At 68.8% G+C, this 17,375-nt stretch carries 17 protein-coding genes; 3 read left to right on the plus strand and 14 right to left on the minus strand.

All coding sequences use genetic code 11. The features are described 5' to 3' along the window. From OG558_RS40265 to OG558_RS40305, 9 genes are all read right to left on the minus strand, one after another. Complete coding sequence (locus OG558_RS40265; RefSeq protein WP_405067725.1) at nucleotides 1-1,137, minus strand: ADP-ribosylglycohydrolase family protein; 1,137 nt, start codon at nucleotides 1,135-1,137, stop codon at nucleotides 1-3. Further along, entirely contained in the window at nucleotides 1,134-2,417 is a 1,284-nt protein-coding gene (locus tag OG558_RS40270; RefSeq protein WP_405067726.1) for an ABC transporter substrate-binding protein, read from the minus strand. The genes OG558_RS40265 and OG558_RS40270 overlap by 4 nt, the downstream gene beginning before the upstream one ends. Nucleotides 2,418-2,440: 23 nt before the next feature. Beyond that, nucleotides 2,441-3,274: a carbohydrate ABC transporter permease gene (locus tag OG558_RS40275; protein ID WP_405067727.1), complete on the minus strand. Its 834-nt coding sequence runs from the start codon at nucleotides 3,272-3,274 to the stop codon at nucleotides 2,441-2,443. Further along, the gene (locus tag OG558_RS40280) at nucleotides 3,271-4,194 is read right to left on the minus strand and encodes a carbohydrate ABC transporter permease (RefSeq protein WP_405067728.1); all 924 of its coding nucleotides are present in this window, start codon (nucleotides 4,192-4,194) and stop codon (nucleotides 3,271-3,273) included. The genes OG558_RS40275 and OG558_RS40280 overlap by 4 nt, the downstream gene beginning before the upstream one ends. A 115-nt stretch (nucleotides 4,195-4,309) precedes the next feature. Continuing rightward, nucleotides 4,310-5,296, minus strand: coding sequence for a LacI family DNA-binding transcriptional regulator (locus OG558_RS40285; protein WP_405067730.1), 987 nt, complete (start codon nucleotides 5,294-5,296; stop codon nucleotides 4,310-4,312). A gap of 147 nt (nucleotides 5,297-5,443) precedes the next feature. Next, the gene (locus OG558_RS40290; RefSeq protein ID WP_405067731.1) at nucleotides 5,444-5,848 is read right to left on the minus strand and encodes a zinc metalloprotease; all 405 of its coding nucleotides are present in this window, start codon (nucleotides 5,846-5,848) and stop codon (nucleotides 5,444-5,446) included. Nucleotides 5,849-5,916: 68 nt separating this feature from the next. After that, complete coding sequence (locus tag OG558_RS40295; RefSeq protein WP_329479145.1) at nucleotides 5,917-6,867, minus strand: potassium channel family protein; 951 nt, start codon at nucleotides 6,865-6,867, stop codon at nucleotides 5,917-5,919. Beyond that, a complete protein-coding gene (locus tag OG558_RS40300) occupies nucleotides 6,839-7,954 on the minus strand; it encodes a GNAT family N-acetyltransferase (protein WP_405067732.1) in 1,116 nt (371 codons plus the stop codon). The genes OG558_RS40295 and OG558_RS40300 overlap by 29 nt, the downstream gene beginning before the upstream one ends. Nucleotides 7,955-9,187: 1,233 nt before the next feature. Beyond that, the gene (locus OG558_RS40305; RefSeq protein WP_405067733.1) at nucleotides 9,188-9,586 is read right to left on the minus strand and encodes a hypothetical protein; all 399 of its coding nucleotides are present in this window, start codon (nucleotides 9,584-9,586) and stop codon (nucleotides 9,188-9,190) included. A gap of 48 nt (nucleotides 9,587-9,634) precedes the next feature. Here OG558_RS40305 and OG558_RS40310 point away from each other — a divergent pair, with 48 nt between their 5' ends. Then, nucleotides 9,635-10,252, plus strand: coding sequence for an HD domain-containing protein (locus tag OG558_RS40310; RefSeq protein WP_405067734.1), 618 nt, complete (start codon nucleotides 9,635-9,637; stop codon nucleotides 10,250-10,252). Between the two features lie 18 nt (nucleotides 10,253-10,270). On the opposite strand, the gene OG558_RS40315 is transcribed toward OG558_RS40310, so the two are convergent. Both OG558_RS40315 and OG558_RS40320 read right to left on the minus strand, forming a co-directional pair. Beyond that, the gene (locus OG558_RS40315; protein ID WP_405067735.1) at nucleotides 10,271-10,906 is read right to left on the minus strand and encodes an alpha/beta hydrolase; all 636 of its coding nucleotides are present in this window, start codon (nucleotides 10,904-10,906) and stop codon (nucleotides 10,271-10,273) included. Further along, on the minus strand, nucleotides 10,906-11,964 hold the full coding sequence (locus tag OG558_RS40320) for a ring-cleaving dioxygenase (protein WP_405067736.1): 1,059 nt from the start codon (nucleotides 11,962-11,964) through the stop codon (nucleotides 10,906-10,908). The genes OG558_RS40315 and OG558_RS40320 overlap by 1 nt, the downstream gene beginning before the upstream one ends. A gap of 55 nt (nucleotides 11,965-12,019) precedes the next feature. Between OG558_RS40320 and OG558_RS40325 the strand changes: the two genes are divergently transcribed. Further along, the gene (locus tag OG558_RS40325; protein WP_328519684.1) at nucleotides 12,020-12,625 is read left to right on the plus strand and encodes a hypothetical protein; all 606 of its coding nucleotides are present in this window, start codon (nucleotides 12,020-12,022) and stop codon (nucleotides 12,623-12,625) included. A gap of 229 nt (nucleotides 12,626-12,854) precedes the next feature. Here OG558_RS40325 and OG558_RS40330 read toward each other — a convergent pair whose 3' ends face one another. The 3 genes from OG558_RS40330 to OG558_RS40340 are packed head-to-tail and all read right to left on the minus strand — an operon-like array spanning nucleotide 12,855 to nucleotide 16,193. Continuing rightward, a complete protein-coding gene (locus OG558_RS40330) occupies nucleotides 12,855-14,291 on the minus strand; it encodes a hypothetical protein (RefSeq protein WP_405067737.1) in 1,437 nt (478 codons plus the stop codon). Further along, a complete protein-coding gene (locus OG558_RS40335) occupies nucleotides 14,206-15,087 on the minus strand; it encodes a S8 family serine peptidase (RefSeq protein WP_405067738.1) in 882 nt (293 codons plus the stop codon). Before OG558_RS40335 ends, OG558_RS40330 begins: the two co-directional genes overlap by 86 nt. Continuing rightward, complete coding sequence (locus OG558_RS40340; protein WP_405067739.1) at nucleotides 15,084-16,193, minus strand: S8 family serine peptidase; 1,110 nt, start codon at nucleotides 16,191-16,193, stop codon at nucleotides 15,084-15,086. The genes OG558_RS40335 and OG558_RS40340 overlap by 4 nt, the downstream gene beginning before the upstream one ends. 141 nt (nucleotides 16,194-16,334) lie before the next feature. Between OG558_RS40340 and OG558_RS40345 the strand changes: the two genes are divergently transcribed. Further along, nucleotides 16,335-17,309, plus strand: a complete 975-nt coding sequence (locus OG558_RS40345; RefSeq protein WP_405067740.1) for a hypothetical protein — start codon at nucleotides 16,335-16,337, stop codon at nucleotides 17,307-17,309. Nucleotides 17,310-17,375: the final 66 nt, after the last annotated feature.

Here is a 17,375-nt window from a genome sequence, read left to right on the forward strand (position 1 = left end):
TCAGACCAGGGCATCCAACGCGGCCACGCGCCGGGCCCACCGCTCGGCGTCGGCCGCGCGGATGTCCAGGGCCACCGAGGCCATCACGCGCCCCGGCTCCACCAGATCAGTCTTGCTGGCCGCGGCGATGTCGGCCGCCCAGTCTGCGGGTACGCCGCTCAGTCCGCTGAGGGCACCCGTGATCGCACCGGCCATCGACGCGATCGAGTCCGCGTCCCGGCCGTAGTTCGTGCCGCCCAGGACAGCCCGGCGTACGTCGCCCTCGGACACGAGCACGAAGCCGAGGGCCACCGGCAGTTCCTCGATCGCCTTCGTCCGGCTCGGCCGCCGCGCGTCCATCGACTGGTCGCGATAGTCCGGGCCGACCGTGTCGTAGGGCTCGATCGCCTGGCGGAGCAGGGGAATCGCCTGCTCCCAGTCGGTCACCCCGTCGGCCGCCGCGGCCACCGCCTCGACGGCCCTCCGAGTGCCGTCCTTGGCCAGTGCCAGCGCCGCGCCGACCGCCGAAGCGGCCGTTGCGCCCGGCGTCATCGCGGCGGCGACGGCGGCCGCGAACACCCCGGCCGCCTCCCGCCCGTAGCTCGACTGATGCGCACCCGCGAGCTCGATCGCCTCGGCGTACGCACCCGCCGGGTCGCCCGCGTTGGCGATGCCGACCGGCGCCACGTACATCGCCGCACCACAGTTGACGATGTTGCCGACGCCGGCCTCGCGCGGATCGACGTGCCCGTAGTGCAACCGGGCGACCAGCCACTTCTCGGCCAGGAACACCCGCTGCAGCAGCAGCGCCTCGGTCTCCAGCTCCGGCACCCACCGGGGCCCGGTCAGCATCTTCGGGACCAGCGACTCGGCGATCGCGTACGCGTCCAGGTGGGCACGGCGTTCGTCGTACACCTCGACCAGGGCGTGCGTCATCAACGTGTCGTCGGTGATGTGCCCGTCGCCCTTGTGGTACGGCGCGATCGGGCGCGCGGTGCGCCAGTCGTCGTACCACGGGCCGACGATGCCGGTCACCCAGCCGCCGTGCCGCTCCCGGATCGCCGCCGGGGTCCAGCCCTCGACGGCCCCACCGATCGCGTCACCGACCGCGGAGCCGACGAGGGCACCTGTCGCCTTCTGTTCCAGCGCGGAGGTCACTGGTTGACCTGACCCCATCCATCGCTCAGTTTCTTGCCCAGCGTCGCGAGGTCGGTCTTGTTCGCCAGGAACTCCTGCAGCGCCGGCGTCGCGATCTGGTCCTTCCACTTCGGGTAGTTCTCCACGCTCTGGAACGGCGCCTTGGTCAGGTCGTTGCCGCTGGCCAGCGTCTGCTCCCAGCCGTTCTTGCCGCCGGTCGAGTTCAGGATCGCGTCCCGGGCCGCCTGGGTGGCCGGGATCAGCCAGTCACCCTGCCCGACCGCGGCCAGGTTCTCGGCCTTCATGAAGTAGTCGATGAACTTCGCGGACTGCTCGATGTGCTTGCCCTCGGCCGGCACCGACAGCGTCTGCGGGTTCGCCGCCTGCTTGATGCCGTTGCCCTTCAGCGGCGGCAGCACCTCCCACTGGAAGCCCTTCGGCGCCTCCTGGAGGATCTGCTGCGCGGCGAAGTTGCCACCGACAACCATCGCGTACTTGCCGGCGTAGAACCCGGGCAGGACGTCGGAGCTGCTCTGGGTCAGCGAGGTCGGGTCGATCGACTTGTCGTCGTACGCCATCGCGTGGATCCGCTTCGGGACCTCGAGCTCGGGGTCGCCGATCTTCGCCGTCGCGTCCTTGCCGGTGCCCTCGAAGAACTGCGCGTCGAAGTTCATGCCCAGGTTCAGCACGGTCGCGGTCGGGCTCTTCAGGCCCCAGCCCAGGCCGTGCTTACCGCCGGCGGTCAGCTTCTTCGCGTCCGCGGCCAGGTCGTCCCAGCTGAGCGAGTCACCGGTCGCCGTGATCCCGGCCGTCTTGAGCGCCGCCGAGTTGGCGAACACGACGTACGACTGCAGGAGTGTCGGAGCGGCGTACACCTTGCCGTCGCTCGACACGGTGTCCCAGACGCCTTGAGAGACCGCGTCCTTCGTCTCCTGGCTCAGGTACGGCGAGAGGTCCGCCAGGTAACCCTGGTTGATGAAGCCGGTGATGTCGGCGGACTCGTCGTGAATGATGTCCGGCGCCGTGCCGCCCTGGAACTGGGTCACCAGCTGGTCGTGCACCGAGTCCCAGCTGCCCTGGACGTACTCGACCTGGATGTTCGGGTTGGCGGCGTTCCAGTCCGCGACGATCTTCTTGGTCGCGGCGACAGTGGTCTTCTGGAAGGCGAGACTCTGGAACTTCAGCGTCACCTTCTCGGTCGAGGACCCCGAGTCACCGGAGCTGTTGTCACTGTTGCCCCCACACGCCGCGAGCGCCACCAGTGCGCCCGCCGCCGCCAGGGCGGTTACTGCTTTCCTCATGTGTTTCTCCTCAGGGGAAGGGGCTAGCCCTTGACTGCGCCGCTCAACAGGCCGGAAGTCAGCCGGCGCTGCAGGAAGGCGAAGAAGACCAAGCTGGGGACAGTGGCCAGGACGGACGCCGCCGCGAGCGGACCGAACTGGACCTGACCTTCAGCACCGACGAAGCGCGCCAGGACCAGCGGCAGCGTCTTGAGTTGCGGGTCCTGGAGCAGGACCAGGGCAAAAAAGAACTCGTTCCACGCCGAGATGAACGTGAACATCGCGGTCGCGATCAGCCCCGGTCGCAGCAGCGGCATCACGATCGACACGATGGTGCGGACCCGGCTCGCGCCGTCCACCGACGCCGCCTCCTCCAGCTCCCGCGGTACGGCGGCGACGTACCCCTGCAGCATCCACAACGCGAACGGCAGCGACCAGACCATGTAGACGATCACCACACCGGGGATCGTGTTGGTCAGGTGCAACGGCCGCAGGATCATGAACAGCGGGATCACGATCAGGATCACCGGGAACACCTGGCTGACCAGGATCCAGCCGTTCGTGACCGGCCGCAGCCGGCTGCGGAAGCGGGCCAGCGCGTAGGACACCGGCAGCGCCACGATCAGCACCAGGATCGTGGTGAGGATCGAGATCTGCAGGCTGTTGCCGAGTCCCCGCACCAGGCCCTGTTCGCTCAGCGCGTCCGTGTAGTTGGAGAAGTCGGCGTTCTTCGGCAGCAGCGACGGCGTGATGCTCGCGAACTCCTGCGGCGACTTCAGCGAGCTGGAGATCAGCCAGAGCAGCGGGAAGCCGAGGAAGATCAGGTAGCAAACGACGGCGACGTACTGGAGGGCACGGGCGGCCGGTCGTGTTCTCATGCCTCGCTCCTCAGCCGGTTCCGCAGGTAGACGGCGAGGAACAAGATGATGATGACGACCATCACGTCACCCATCGCGGCGGCCATGCCGAAGTTCCCGTACCGGAACGCCTCGTTGTAGGCGAACAGCATCGGCAGCATCGTCTTGCCGCCCGGACCGCCCGCGGTGAGCACGTAGACCAGGCCGAACGAATTGAAGTTCCAGATCAGGTCCAGGCTGGTGATCGCGACGATCACGGTCCGCAGCTGCGGCAGCGTGATGTTCCAGAACTGGCTCCAGGCGCTCGCGCCGTCAACCGCCGCAGCCTCGTACAGCGTGCGGTCGATGCCTTGCAGGCCGGCCAGCAGAGTCACCGTGGTCATCGGCATGCCGACCCAGATGCCGACCACGATCACCGCGGGCAACGCCGTACTGAAGTTGCCGAGGAAGTTGATCGGGTGGTCGGTGAGGTGCAGGTTCTGCAGGATCTCGTTGACCGGGCCGTTGGTCGGGTGCAGCAGCAGGCGCCACATGATCGCGACCACCACCGGCGGCATCGCCCACGGGATCAGGGCGATGGTCCGGGCGACGCCACGGAACCTGATGTTCGTGTTGAGCAGCAGGGCGAGGCCGAGCGCGGCGACGAATTGCAGGATCGTGACCGACAGGGTCCAGATGATGCCGATCCGGAACGAGTCCCAGAACAGGCCGTTGTGCAGCAGCTTGGAGAAGTTGTCGAAGCCGACGAAGTTCGTCTCGACGTTGAGCCCCGCGCGCGCGTCGGTGAAGCCGAGCGCGATGCCGCGGATCAGCGGGTAGACGCTGAGCAGCAGGACCGGCAGCAGCGCCGGCAGGAAAAGGAAGATCGCCTCGCGATTCTGCTTCGGCCTGGTGGTCTTCTTGACCGGCGTGGGGGTCGGCGCGGTCAGTGTGGCGGTCATGGGGCCCGCCGCCCTGGACTGAGGAGCGTAGGGAGCGAAGCGACTGAAGCGACGAGGGAAGGGCGGGAGTAAAAGCCCCATGACCCCCGCGCCGGAGGCGCGGCATTCAACACGGTCACGTGGACCTCCGCACACTTAACGACGGCTGTACGACGATCCGCCGCGGAGTCCGGGTGGAGTCCTCGATCCTTGCCAACAGCAACTCAGCCGCCCGGCGGCCACGTTCGGCCGACCCGAGGTTCACACTCGTCAATGGCGGGAAGCACTGCTCGGCGAGTTCGCTGTCGTCCATCCCGACCACCGCCACGTCGCTCGGAACGTCGAGTCCGTAGGCGGCGAGCTCGTGCATGACTCCGACGGCGAGCAGGTCGTTGGCGCAGACCACCGCGTCAGGACCGCGCTTCTTGAACAGCTTCTTCCCCGCTTCGCGTCCGGCGGCGAAGGTGAAGTCGGCAGCCTCGATCTCACCGGCCGACGTCAGCTTGAACTCCTTCATCGCGTCGGCGAACCCCTTCGCCCGGGCCGTGCCCGGCACCGTGTCCGCCGGTCCGTTGACGAAGGCGATCCGCGTGCGTCCCTTGGCCGTCAGGTGCTCGACCGCCAGCAGGATGCCCTTCGGAGAGTTGGCGCGGATCGTGTCGACGCCTGCCTTGGCGGGGACGTTACCGGCGACGACCACCGGCACCTCACACTCGCGGATCGACTTGATCAGGTCCTCGTCGACGCGGAGCGGGCTGATCACCAGGCCGTCGGCGTACCCGCGGGCCATCCCACGAACCAGCGCGACCTCGTCCACCACATCCGGCCCCGTCGTGGTCACCACCAGCCGATAACCGGCCGCGGACACGACCTCCTCGACCGCCCGCATCATCGTCACGTAGACCGGGTTACCGACGTCGGCGACCGCCAGCGTCAGCTGGAACGTGCGCCCGACCTTGAGCGATCGTGCCCGGGAGTCCGGCACGTACCCGAGCTCCTGCACCGCCCGCTGCACCCGCTCGACCATCTCCTCGGTCGCTGGCAGCCCGTTCAGTACGCGCGACACCGACGCCACCGAGACCCCGGCTGCCCGAGCCACCTCCGCGATCGTCGGACGACTCACGCCGGCCTCCTGTAATCGTTCTTGTAATCGTTTACAGGCCAGACATTAGGACGCCGGCGCCGCGCGGTCAACCTCAGGCCGGCAACGACCACCACACGCAACCGGACCGTGACCCGTCAGCGGGGCCACTGTCCGGGAGGACGGCGATCAGGCGCGGTACAGCAGCCAGGCGTCCGCCATCCGCTGAGCCTGGCCGGGAGTGAACTGGTTGTTGCAGGAGTCGTAGGAGTAGTCCATGTAGTTGTGGATCGGGTCGTCACCGGGTGCCGTGCAGGTGTCCTTGCCGGCCGGGCAGCCCGAGGTCGGCGTCTTCTCCGCCGGGGTGTCGGCGACGAAGTCGCCCTTGGCATTGCACCCACCGAAGAAAGTGTGCTCCAGGTTGAGCCAGTGCCCGACCTCGTGCGTCGCCGTCTTGCCCTCGTCGTACCGGCCCGCGAACGCGGTCGACGCGCCCGGGACCGACTCCCAGTTGAGGATGACTCCGTCGAGATACGCCCGGCCCGGCTTGGTGACGATGTCCGGCAGATACGCCCAACCGAGGAGCCACCTCATGCTTGCCCCCTGCTGAAACGGTCCCCAAGCAGTCCGACTCTAAGCACACGATCGGTGTCGCGGAAGGGCTACTCGTCGCCCTCGTCCGCGCCGGGGCGTTCGGCCCAGGGGGTTTCCTTGGCGGGGCGGACGACGATGAGTTTGTCGCCGGCGGCCAGGACCGAGACGTTGGCGTCGTAGTAGCGGTGCACCTTGCCGTCGCGGACGACCGACACGACGCGGTCGGGGACGGCGGACGGCGGCTTGCCGACCTCGCGGCCGAGCACCGGACGTTCGGCCACCTCGAGGCCCTCGCCGTACGTGAGCAGGTCCTCCATCACTTCACCCAGGTTCGGGCTGACCGAGGTCAGGCCGAGCAGCCGGCCGACCGCCTCGGATGACGTGACGACCGCGTCCGCACCGCTCTGCCGCAGCAGCGGCACGTTGTCCTCCTCGCGGACCGCGACCACGACGTGCGCGTTCGGGTTCAGTTGCCGCACCGCCAGCGTGACGAGCACCGCCGAGTCGTCGCGGTCGGTCGTCACGATCACCTCGCGGGCCGTCATCACCTCGGCCCGGCGCAGCACGGTCCGGTTCGTCGCGTCGCCGTGGAAGGCGGCCATCTGGTCGTTGCCCGCGTCCCCGATCGCCTGGGCCCGCGGGTCGATCACCACGATGCTGTCCCGCTTGACCCCGTTGCTGATCAGCGTCTGGACGGCGGAGCGGCCCTTGGTGCCGTAGCCCACCACGACGGTGTGGTCCTTCATGCGCTTCCTCCATCGTGTGTCCCGCATGATCCGGCGACCCTCGTTGGCCAGGACTTCCAGTGTCGTGCCGACCAGTACCACCAGGAACGCGATCCGCAGCGGGGTGACGATGAAGGCGTTCACCAGCCGGGCGGCGGGCGTCACCGGAGTGATGTCGCCGTACCCGGTCGTGGTGAGTGTGACAGTGGCGTAGTAGATGCTGTCGATCAGACCGACGCGACCGTCGTAGCTGTCCCGGTAGCCGCTACGGTCGACCACCACGATGAGCACCATCACGGTCAGCAGCCCCAGCGCGATCAGAATGCGGCTGAAGAGCTGATAGAGCGGCGAGCGCGTGCTCGCGGGCAGGCTGACCAGCAGACCGTGTGGATTGCGACCGGTGGGAAGGGGTGGCACGTGTCTGACGATATTGCACTGGTGGCCGATCCACCGCATGCGACAGGCTCTGGTCGGACAGCGCAACGGTGACCATCAGGCTGTCGCCGTCCCGAACCACCCGGGACCGCATCCGCAGGCGCTCGAGAGTGCGCAGCATCGCGTGGTTCTCCGGCTGCACCATGCAGACGACCCGGTCGGCGCCGAGCACCCGCGCGTCACTAACCACCTGACGCAGCAACCGCAGTCCGAGGCCCTGTCCCTGCCAGCCGTCCTCGACGAGTACGGCGACCTCCATCGTCGTACTCCCAAGTTCCTCCCACGGCGCGGCCGTCGCCATCCCGATCACGGCGTCACCGACGGCCGCGACGACCGACACCCCGCCGGCCGGCGCGGACAGATGCCGCGCGGTGCGGGTGGTCAGCTTCGGCATCGGCACGTGGTACCGCCGGGTGCGGCTCTCGTACGAGCACCGCTCGTGCATCGCGACCACGGCCTCGGCGTCCTCGACGGTCGCCTTGCGCAACTCGGGTACGGCGCTGCCGGGGCGCGGGCCCTCGACCACGGACCCGTCGAACCGCTCGGTGAGCCGGCCGGCGATCTCCACCAGCGCGTCGGCCCGGGCCCACTCGGCAGGCGTGTACTCCTCGAACCCCTGCAGGTTGCCGAGCTCGTCGTCGACGGACATCGGGTCGTCGATCAGCCGCAGTACGGCGCGCAGGTAGCGGGTGGGGGCATCACTCAGTACGTCGGCCTGGCACGGGCGGACCGTCGTACGCAGGCAACCGGCCTCGGCGGCGAGCGCGACCAGGTCGTCAGCGGTCCAGCCGACCCCGGTGTTGACCACCAGTTCGTCGACGGCGCCGGTCTCGGCGGTGAACACCTCGAGGCTGAGGATGTTGATGTCGTCCGCACCACACCGTGCAGCGAGTTCGGCCAGCGCACCGGGCCGGTCGGCGAGTTCGGTCCTGATCTTCCAGAGCATGCGGACGCCCTCCCTCGTGGAAACGTCCTTCCACTGTGCGGTCCGCCTGTTGCCCCACCGGGTCCGGCATGTTACGCCCGCGTCAACCTTCTCACCGTCCGACCCCAGCCATCCCCGCCGATCGAACGCTCCCCGCCGACACGAAACGCTCCCCGCCGACACGATATGAGGGGTCAACCCGGCTCTCTTGCTCGATGTATGGGTGATTGTCGGCCGGGTGTCCCGGTCGGGATAGGCGCGTTGTCCCGGGGTGGGCAAGGAGGCAATGAGCCACGGTGGCGGGTGTGCCGAGGCTGGGCCGGGCGGTTCCAGCGGGCTCGTTCCCCGCGGACCGGTCCACCTCTGGCGACCTGAGACAGGTCCTGGTGGGCCGAGACAGGCAATTCCATGTCCCAACCCGCCACGACCCGTCCCACCCCACCACTTCCGGCCCCAACCGACCTGTCCCAACCCACCACGACCGTCCCACCCCACCACTTCCGGCCCCAACCGACCTGTCCCAACCCACCACGACCCGTCCCACCCCACCACGACCTGTCCCAGCCCACCGGCCCCACCACGACCGGCCTCAACCCGCCGGCCCCGGTCCCCGCGCGGTGCTGTGTGTCGGCGCGGACCTGTCCCGAGCGTCCCCTTTGGTGGGTTGACGTCCGAGATGGCGGGTTGGCGCCTCGGAATCCGGTACGGCAACCCACCACATGGGACGTCAACCCACCACATGGGACGTCAACCCACCAGATGCGCAACCGAGCCCGCCGACCACCTGGGCGGTTCCGGCGGGCGTGTTCCCCGCGGATTGGTCCACCTCTGGTGGGCTGGGACAGGTCGTGGTGGGCCGAGACAGGCAATTCCTTGTCCGAACCCACCACGACCCGTCCCAACCCACCACGACCCGTCCCAACCCACCAAGGCCCGTCCCAACCCACGGCCCAAGCCCACCAGCCCCGACCCACCACGACCCGTCCCAACCCACCAAGGCCCGTCCCAACCCACGGCCCAAGCCCACCAGCCCCGACCCACCACGACCTGTCCCAGCCCACCGCTTCCGGTCTCCGTCCGGTGCTGTGTATCGGCGCGGACATGGTGCCGAGCGACCCCCCTTGGTGGGTTGACGTCCCAGATGGTGGGTTGGCGCCCCGGAATCCGGTACGGCAACCCACCACATGAGACGTCAACCCACCAAATGCGCAAGCCGGCCGCCTACCGCCGGGGCGGGGCGGGGACGTGGCGGGGTCAGCGGCGGCGGATCTTGGGGAGGCGGGGAGCGATCTTCGGCTTGCGCGCGGCGATCTCGTCGGCGGTCACCCGCTGGTCAAGGTCGGAGTGGCGCAGGAGTTCCGGGTAGGCGCTCTGCGGCACCGGCGGGTACGTCGTCACGATCGCGTCGCCGGAGAAGACGAAGAAGATCGACTCCCCGTCCTTGATCACCTTCAGCAAGGACCCCTCGCGCACGGTGAGCGCGTGCTCGCTCGCCTTCCGCCGGGCCGCCCGCTTCGCCCAGGCGGCCTGGACCGCCTGCTGGGCCGGTTCGCGCCCGTGCTTGACCGCCTCGATCACGAACGGCCCGTACCGCACGCTGTATTTGATCAAGTTCTTGGCCAGCTTGCCGTTGGCCTTCCCAGCACCTGCCATACGCCGAGAGTACTGAGGTATGCGTCCACACGCCGGTCGGCTGCGATGATGAACACCATGCGGCTGGCCGACCTTTTCGTTCCCGACTCTCCGGCGTGCACGAACGCCGTCGAGGTGACTACGTCGTACTGCTCGCCCGCACTGGTGAACCACTCGCTGCGGGTCTACTTCTGGGCGGCGGCTCTCGGCACAGCGCGGGGTGTCGACTTCGATGCCGAGGTGCTCTTCGTCGCGTCCCTGCTCCACGACCTGGGCCTGGTCGAGGACTTCGACAGCCACCGGGTGCCGTTCGAAGTGGCCGGCGGAAGTGTGGCGTGGGTGTTCGCGGCAGGTGCCGGCTGGCCGGTGCAGCGGCGTACGCGCGTGTCGGAGGTGATCGTCCGGCACATGTGGCCCGACGTGGATCCGCAGGAGGACCCGGAGGGTTTCCTGATGGTGAGATCCACCGGCTTCGACATCGTGGGGCGTGGCCAGGCGGACTTCCCGGTCAGCTTCCGGAACGAGGTGCTGGCGCGGTACCCGCGGCTCAGTCTGGCCGACGAGTTCCTGAAGTGCTTCCAGGACCAGGCGAGCCGCAAGCCGGACAGCTCGGCCGCCGCCGCCATCCGCAACGACCTGGGCGTCAGGATGGCCGCCAACCCACTCGAGCACGCCCCTCGCCCCTGAATCGCAGGACGGGGATCGTCATCCAGGTCTCGGACTGACGAAGGCCTCGAGGAATTGTTTGACGTGGGGTAACTGGCCGGGGTCGATGGTGTGGCCGCCGGGGAAGGGACGGATCTCGACGTCCGCGCCGCGGGCGCGGAGCTGGGCGGCGAGCGTCCGGGTCTGGTCGGGTGTCGCCATCGGGTCGCGGTCGCCGTTCACGATCAGTACGCGTTTGCCGGTGAGGACCTCCCCGGGCTCGTCCTGCTGGAACGGCACCATCGCCGCCAGCAGCACCGCCCCGCTGAGCGCCTCCGGGTGGCGCAGGAGTAGCGCGGACGCGATGTTCGCGCCGTTCGAGAACCCGATCGCCACCCAGGATCCGGGCGGCACGCCGTACTGCTGCTCGGCCGCGGCGAGGAACACGGCGAGCTCGTCGGCCCGCGCCCGCAGATCGTCCTCGTCGAACACGCCCTCGCGGAGCCTGCGGAAGAACCGGGGCATCCCGTTCTCCAGCACCGTCCCGCGCGGCGCCAGCACCGGGGCATCCGGGATCAGGTACTCCCGCAGTCCGAGCAGGTCGTACTCGTTCCCGCCGGTCCCGTGCAGCAGCAACAGCGGCGGACGACCCGTCCCCGGTTCCCAGACGTGCGGCCGCCGCAGGGCCGGGTCCATCACCCCGCAGCTTCCGAAGGCAGCCGGATGCCCGGCAGCGATGCCTCGATCTGCTCGCGGTCCGGTTCGAGCCAGGGCGGCAACTTGAGGTGGCGGCCGAGCTCCAGCAGCGGCTCGTCCACGGTGAATCCCGGCTGGTCGGTCGCGATCTCGAGCAACACCCCGCCCGGCTCCCGGAAGTAGATCGAGGTGAAGTACTGCCGGTCGAGGATCTCGGTGACCTGGATCCCGGCCTCGATCAGCTCCTCGCGCCACCTCGCCTGCGTCTCCCGGTCAGGCGCCCGGAACGCGACATGGTGCACCGTACCGGCCGCCTGCAGTCCCCGATCATCCTTGCTGGGAAGGACGTCCACGGCAGTGCCGTCCGCACCGCCGGTCATCACGAACCGGGTCCGGTCAGCGGTGTTGTGGGTGAACTCCATGCTCAGCAGGCCTGCGAGCATCTCCGCGGTCGGATCCAACTGCTGCTCGGTCAAGGTGATCGAGTACAGGCCACGGATGGCGTCGTCGGCCGGTACGGCGGCCGCGCCGTCCCACCCTGATCGCGAGTCACCGTCGGAGGCGACCAGCTCGATCACCAGCCCGTCCGGATCGCGAAGCCGGAGCACCTCCTCGTCCGAGCGCGCCACCGGGTCGTCCGCGTCCACGCCGAGGTCCTTCAGCCGCCGCTGCCACCAGCCGACAGCCTCCGGCGGGATGCTGAAGGCCGTCGCCGTGGTCAGACCGGTCCCCTGCCGGCCGCCCTGGACGCCTGGCCAGGGGAAGAAGGTCAGCAACGTGGACGGCTGGCCCGACTCGTCTCCGTAGTAGAGGTGATAGGTGTCCGGCGCGTCGAAGTTGACGGTCCGTTTGACCAGCCGCAACCCCAGCACGGTGGTGTAGAAGTCGACGTTCCGCTGCGGGTCCTCGGCGATCGCCGTGACGTGGTGCAGCCCGTGCGGTGCAACGCTCAGTTCCGGCATCGTGGATCCCTCTCGTGCGGCCGGCAGACGCTCCTCTCCTTCGATGATGACCTCGACCGGATCGCCCGGGAAGGTCCCGGGTCCGATGGCAGCCACGGGGGAAACCTCGGTCGGCGTGCGAGGGTTGGCCAGGTCAGGCACCATAGACGCCGTGACGACCCCCAATCCGCGCCGGCCGATCCTGCCCGGCAACAAGCTGTTCGAGTCGCTGCCCGGCGCCGCCGATCCGGCTGCGGTCACCGAGGTAGCACACCGGACCGCCGAATTGCTGGTGCGCGGCGTCCGCAACTCCGAAGACACCGAGGTCCACGCGCGGGTGGTCAAACTGGCCGACGACTACGGCCTGGACGAACTCGCCGAACTATGGTCCGACTCGCCGTCGGACTCCCTGCCGGGCGCGTTGTGGCGGCTGTACCTGCTGCGCTCGTGGGTGCACACCAACGCCGAAGAGGTCTCCCGCGAGTTCGCGGCCGGTCGCAAGTACGCCGAGGTGCACGCGGTGGTCGCGGGTGTCGCGGAGCCGCCGGGTCCGACCGAGGTGCGGGACATGGTCGACGCCGTACTGCGGGGTGTCGCGACCGGGGACTTCGCGACGACCCTGGACCGGGCGGCCGCGTTCGCGCGGATCGTCGCGACCGGCCGGGCACACCTCGCCGACGACGGTCACGACCGGGTGCTGTCGGCCTCGAAGCTCGTCGAAATGGCGGATCAACTGCAGACCGCGGCCCGGTCCGAACGCGCCGGGCAACTCTGGTAGTTGCGCGTCCCGGCTTCGGATGCTATGGCGTCTTGAAGCCCGAGATCCCTACAGGACAAGGGGTTTGAGCGCCGGTTATACTGTTCGAGGTGTCGGGCCGGTGCAAGCCCCGGGTCCCAAAATTAGCCGCTACGAGCGGCCACGCGCCGTGAGGCGCTTCCCGGTCCGACGCCACTAACTCAGCTGAAAGAGCACCCCCGGCCGACCAGGCCGGGGGTGCTCTCGTTGTCTAGCGGATTCCGTAGAAACGGGTCAGTGTCTGCGTGACGGACTTCCCGTTGGAGTCCGTCAGTTCGACCTTCAGGGTGACGAACGTCGTCGCCTTGGAGTTGTTGACCAGGGCCACGGCTTTGGTGCCGAGGTTCACCACCGGAGTCTGATTCCAGGTCGTGCCGTCGTCGTACGACGTCCAGACGCGAGCCGACGTGAAGCGGCCGGGTTTGTACCACTGGCCTGACTCAGCGGTGATGCTGACCGGGAACGCCGGGATCCGCGGTGCGCGGTCGTTCAGGTCGACGGCGAGGTCGTAGTCGGGGAAGAGCAGCGGCAACGGCTTACCCGCGTCCGCTGCGGAGCTGTTCCACTTCCACCGGGTCTCGACGGTGCTCGGCGACTCCCACTTGTAGTCGCCGCGCTGCCAGCGGATCAGGTCGTAGACCAGCTCCAGATTCGTTGCCGCCGCCGGCACGTGCCAGACTCCCTGGCCGTAGTAGCCGTACTTCCCCAGCGACACCCCGTCCGCGAGCAGCTCGGTGCCGCCCAGGTCGAGAAATCCCTGGCGCGAGAAATGTCCCGGTTCGGTATCCGACCAACTCGCGAAATTGCTCCAGACCGTGTTCCCGTCCCGGCCCGCCGGCGTGTACTTCAGCCCGGTCGCCTGGTCGGTGACCAGCCCCGGCCGCAACCCCGCCTTGAACCAGCTCTCGCTGTGCCGGCTGCCGGCCTTGTACGCCGTCGCCGTCGACGTCATCAGGGTCGCGAACGGCCACGCCATCGCGTCCGCATGACCGACCATCTGCGACACCTTGGTGTCCCGTTCGGCCGTGACCAGGTGCTGCACCCGGGTCGGCGCCGCCACGGTCCCCCGGTCGCCGGTCGGGATCAAGTTGATGCTCCACGGTCGCCACACGTCGACGTACTCGGAATAGTTGTAGGCCTTGCCGGGCGTGTAGTACGTCGCGTCGATCGTTGCCAGGTCCCGGTCCCGGACCCGATGGTCGGGCCTGCCCTTCACCTGCTGCTCATGCGTGAACGCCAAGCTGTAGAGGTACGGCGACTTCGCGCCGGCCGGTGATCCGTACTGCCAGCCCTCGACCACCTCGAAGGTGCCGCGGCGAGCCTTCGGTGTCGTCCCGAGGTAGATCGACTTCACCTGCGTGCCGTAGCCGCGGCTCGACGCGAGGATCCAGTTGTCGACAATCCGGCCATAGGTCAGGCTGCCGCCCTTCCGTTCGGTCGGACGCTGGGTCGTCACCTTCGCCTCGGCCGCCGTCCGGGCGTCGTACGTGATCGTGGTGTCCTTCGTCAGCGTGATCTCCGGGTCGCCGAGGAACGCGTACGAATCGACGAGTCCGTTCGCGTCATCGTTCGTGCGCGATCGTCGCGGCCAGTGAGTACGTGCCCGCCCGCAGGTGCAGCGTCTGGTCCGCGCCGTCGAAGCCGACACGCTGCGCCGCGATACTGTCGAGGTCGAAGACATCGAGCGATGTGATCGACGCGGCGGGCTTGCCGTCACGGTCGATCAACCTGAAGGTCACATCGACGTACTGCGGCTCGAGGTAGAAGCCGAGCGGTGTCACCACCGTGCGCCCGTCGTTGCCCGTAGCAACCACTCGCGCGCTGACCGCGCCATAGGCACCGGGGTCCAGGGCAGCGCTCGGGTCGATCGTCACCGGAACATCCACCGTCGCACCGGCGGCGACCGTCGCCGACGGGTCGAAGCTGATCAGTCCCGCCGGTAGCGCCTTGCCGTTGTTGCCCCGCGCATCGACGGTCAGCGTCAACGTCACCGGCTCGGTGCCGCTGTTGTGGTAGGTCAGCTGCTTGGTGAGCTTCTGCTCCGGCGTGTGCGGCCAGGCGAACGTGCCGAGGTCGACCGTGCCCGGACCGGTCACCTGCTGCGTGACGGCCTGGGCGACGTCGAGTTCACCGGCGCCCTGCTCGTAGATCCCGACCTTGCTCTCCGAGCGCACCGAGTTCTGCAGGGCCGCTTTCAGTTGCTGCCCCTTCCAGTCGGGGTGCTGCTGCTTCAGGATCGCCGCCGCGCCGGCCACGTGCGGCGTCGCCATCGAGGTGCCGCTCATGTCGATGTACGCCGAATCGCCACGACCGCCCGCCCGTGCCGCGGTGATGTCCACACCAGGCGCCGCGATGTCGGGCTTGACCGCGTGGTTGGCCAGCACCGGTCCACGGCTGGAGAAGTCCGCGGTCGTCTGGGTCAGGTCGGTGGCCGCCACCGTCATCGCCGAGGCCGCACACCCCGGCTGCTGATCGCCTCGGCCGGTCCGCCAAGGTTGCCAGCGGCAACAACGAACAGAACGCCTGACGATGCGCTGATCCGGTCGACCGCGGCCGCCATCGAGTCGGTGCAGTCGACGGGTTCCGACGTACCGATGCTCATGCTGATCACGTCGGCGCCCTCGGCGACGGCCCATTCCATGCCGGCGATGATCCAGGACAGGTCACCACTGCCGGAGTCGTTCAGGACCTTGCCGGACAGCAGTTGTGCGCCCGGTGCGACACCCTTGTTCCTGCCGTTTGACGCGACGCCGCGACCGGCCACCGTCGACGAGGTGTGCGTGCCGTGGCCGTCGTGGTCGGCGACGTCCGGGCTGTCGGTGAAGTTCTGCTGGGCCTTGATCGCGCCGACGAGGTCCGGGTGCTCCGCGTCGACACCCGAGTCGAGGACGGCGACCGTCGTACCGGTTCCGTCGTACCCGGCCTGCCAGGCCTGGGGCGCGCCGACGTACGGGACGCTTTGGTCGAGGGTCGTGTGGACCTTCGCGTCGAGCCAGAGCTTCTGGACGTCACGACCGGTCGAGAGCGACTGCCAGGTGTCGTGTGCGTGTGCCTTGTCGGTCCGCAGCGCGCTCGCGCCGACGGACGAGAGCGTCCGGGTGCGCGTGGATCCGGCGGGCACGGTCTGCTGTGCGGCCCGGGCGGTCGGCTTATAGGTCGCGATGACGGGGATCTGGCTGGTGGACGCGTCGTCGTACCCCTGCCGGATCAGACCGCTCACGTTGAAGAGTGCTTGATCCACCTTGCCGCTGTTGACCAGCCGGGCCGCACTGTCGGGTACGACGTACAGGTCCTTGCCGACTGTTCGGGTCTCGTAGCCGGCGTGGGCGGAGTCGGCGGGGACGAACCGCACACTGCTGCGTCCGGAGCCAGCCGGGGTGACCTGCACCTTGTCACCGGTGAGCAGCGTGACGAGCTTCGCGCTGTCGACCTGGACCGGCAGCGTGGGTTGACCAGTGGAGCCCGGCGGACCAGCTGTGGCCGGAAGGGTGGTGATCGCGAGGAGGGCAGTAACAGTCGCGCCGACCAAGGCTTTACGGACCAGATGCATGGGGAGAACCACCTTCGGGACGGTTGACGGGTAGTCCATCGCAAAACCGCCAGCGAAGGATGGGTCTCTCCTGGCAAGATTGCGACAATTCGCCAACCCGCCAGGGTCCGGCCGCCACACCGTCGTCTGCTGGGAGGCATCGTGCTCGACGTGCTCGGACTGGATGACTCCGAAGAACTCGCGTACCGCGCCCTCGTCGAGGTGCCGTCGTACGACGTCGCCGAGCTCGCGACCCGGCTCGGCTGCCACCCGGTCGAGGCAGCACGCGCGCTGACCGCGCTGGAGACGCTCGGCCTGGCCGCCCGGTCCAGCAGCGGCGACGACCGGTACGTCGCCTCGCCGCCGTCGGTCGCCCTGGCCGCCCTGGCCGTGCAACGCGAGGAGGAATTGCGGCGGGCGCAGCGCGAGATCGAGTCGCTGGCCGAGGTCTACCGGGGTACGGACGCCGAGCGTTCGATCAGTGACGTGGTGGACGTCGTCCGCGGGGCCAAGGCGGTCGGTCAGCGGTTCGCGCAACTGCAGATGTCGGCGCGCGAGGAGGTGCTCGGGTTCGTCAAGGCGCAGATCGCGGTCGTGCCGCCGGAGGAGAACAAGGAGGAGGACGCCGCGGTCACCAGAGGCGTGCGCTACCGGGTGGTGATCGAGCGGAGTGCGTTCGACCGGCCCGGGTTCTTCGCGGCCGCCTCCGACTCGCTGAGGGCGGGCGAGGAGGTCCGCGTCGTGCAGGAGTTGCCGATGCGGTTGCTGATCGTGGACCGCCGGATCGCCTTGGTACCGCTGCTGTCCGGGGCCGGAGGCAGCATCGGCGCGCTGATCGTGCACAGCAGCGGCATGCTCGACGCACTGCTCGCCCTCTTCGACCGCGTCTGGCGTGACGGCCTCCCCCTGGTTCTTGGCACGAACGGGATGGTCGAGGGCCCGACCGACGGCCTGCCGGAGCTGGACGCCCGCATCCTCGGGCTCCTGCTCGCCGGCCTGACCGACCAGGCGGTCGCCAATCAGCTCAATCTCTCCATGCGCACCGTCCAGCGACGCGTCCGCGCACTGATGGACGTGGTGTCCGCCGACACCCGCCTCCAGCTCGGCTTCCACGCCGCCCGCCGCGGCTGGATCTGAGCCCGGATCTACGGCGGTCAGGGGTCGATCCGGGGAAAACCCCCTATCGATACCGCGCGAACGCGG

This window comes from Kribbella sp. NBC_01510, from assembly GCF_045040325.1.
Taxonomy (GTDB): Bacteria; Actinomycetota; Actinomycetes; order Propionibacteriales; family Kribbellaceae; genus Kribbella.

Excerpts from the sequence above, each read along its gene's own strand:
- OG558_RS40315 (WP_405067735.1), bottom strand. The coding sequence starts at position 10,906 with ATGGACCCGGCCCTGCGGCGGCCGCACGTCTGGGAACCGGGGACGGGT.
- OG558_RS40275 (WP_405067727.1), bottom strand. The coding sequence starts at position 3,274 with ATGAGAACACGACCGGCCGCCCGTGCCCTCCAGTACGTCGCCGTCGTT.
- OG558_RS40270 (WP_405067726.1), bottom strand. The coding sequence starts at position 2,417 with ATGAGGAAAGCAGTAACCGCCCTGGCGGCGGCGGGCGCACTGGTGGCG.
- OG558_RS40300 (WP_405067732.1), bottom strand. The coding sequence starts at position 7,954 with ATGCTCTGGAAGATCAGGACCGAACTCGCCGACCGGCCCGGTGCGCTG.
- OG558_RS40335 (WP_405067738.1), bottom strand. The coding sequence starts at position 15,087 with ATGACGGTGGCGGCCACCGACCTGACCCAGACGACCGCGGACTTCTCC.
- OG558_RS40310 (WP_405067734.1), top strand. The coding sequence starts at position 9,635 with ATGAACACCATGCGGCTGGCCGACCTTTTCGTTCCCGACTCTCCGGCG.
- OG558_RS40295 (WP_329479145.1), bottom strand. The coding sequence starts at position 6,867 with ATGGTGCTCATCGTGGTGGTCGACCGTAGCGGCTACCGGGACAGCTAC.
- OG558_RS40280 (WP_405067728.1), bottom strand. The coding sequence starts at position 4,194 with ATGACCGCCACACTGACCGCGCCGACCCCCACGCCGGTCAAGAAGACC.
- OG558_RS40305 (WP_405067733.1), bottom strand. The coding sequence starts at position 9,586 with ATGGCAGGTGCTGGGAAGGCCAACGGCAAGCTGGCCAAGAACTTGATC.
- OG558_RS40290 (WP_405067731.1), bottom strand. The coding sequence starts at position 5,848 with ATGAGGTGGCTCCTCGGTTGGGCGTATCTGCCGGACATCGTCACCAAG.
- OG558_RS40340 (WP_405067739.1), bottom strand. The coding sequence starts at position 16,193 with ATGCATCTGGTCCGTAAAGCCTTGGTCGGCGCGACTGTTACTGCCCTC.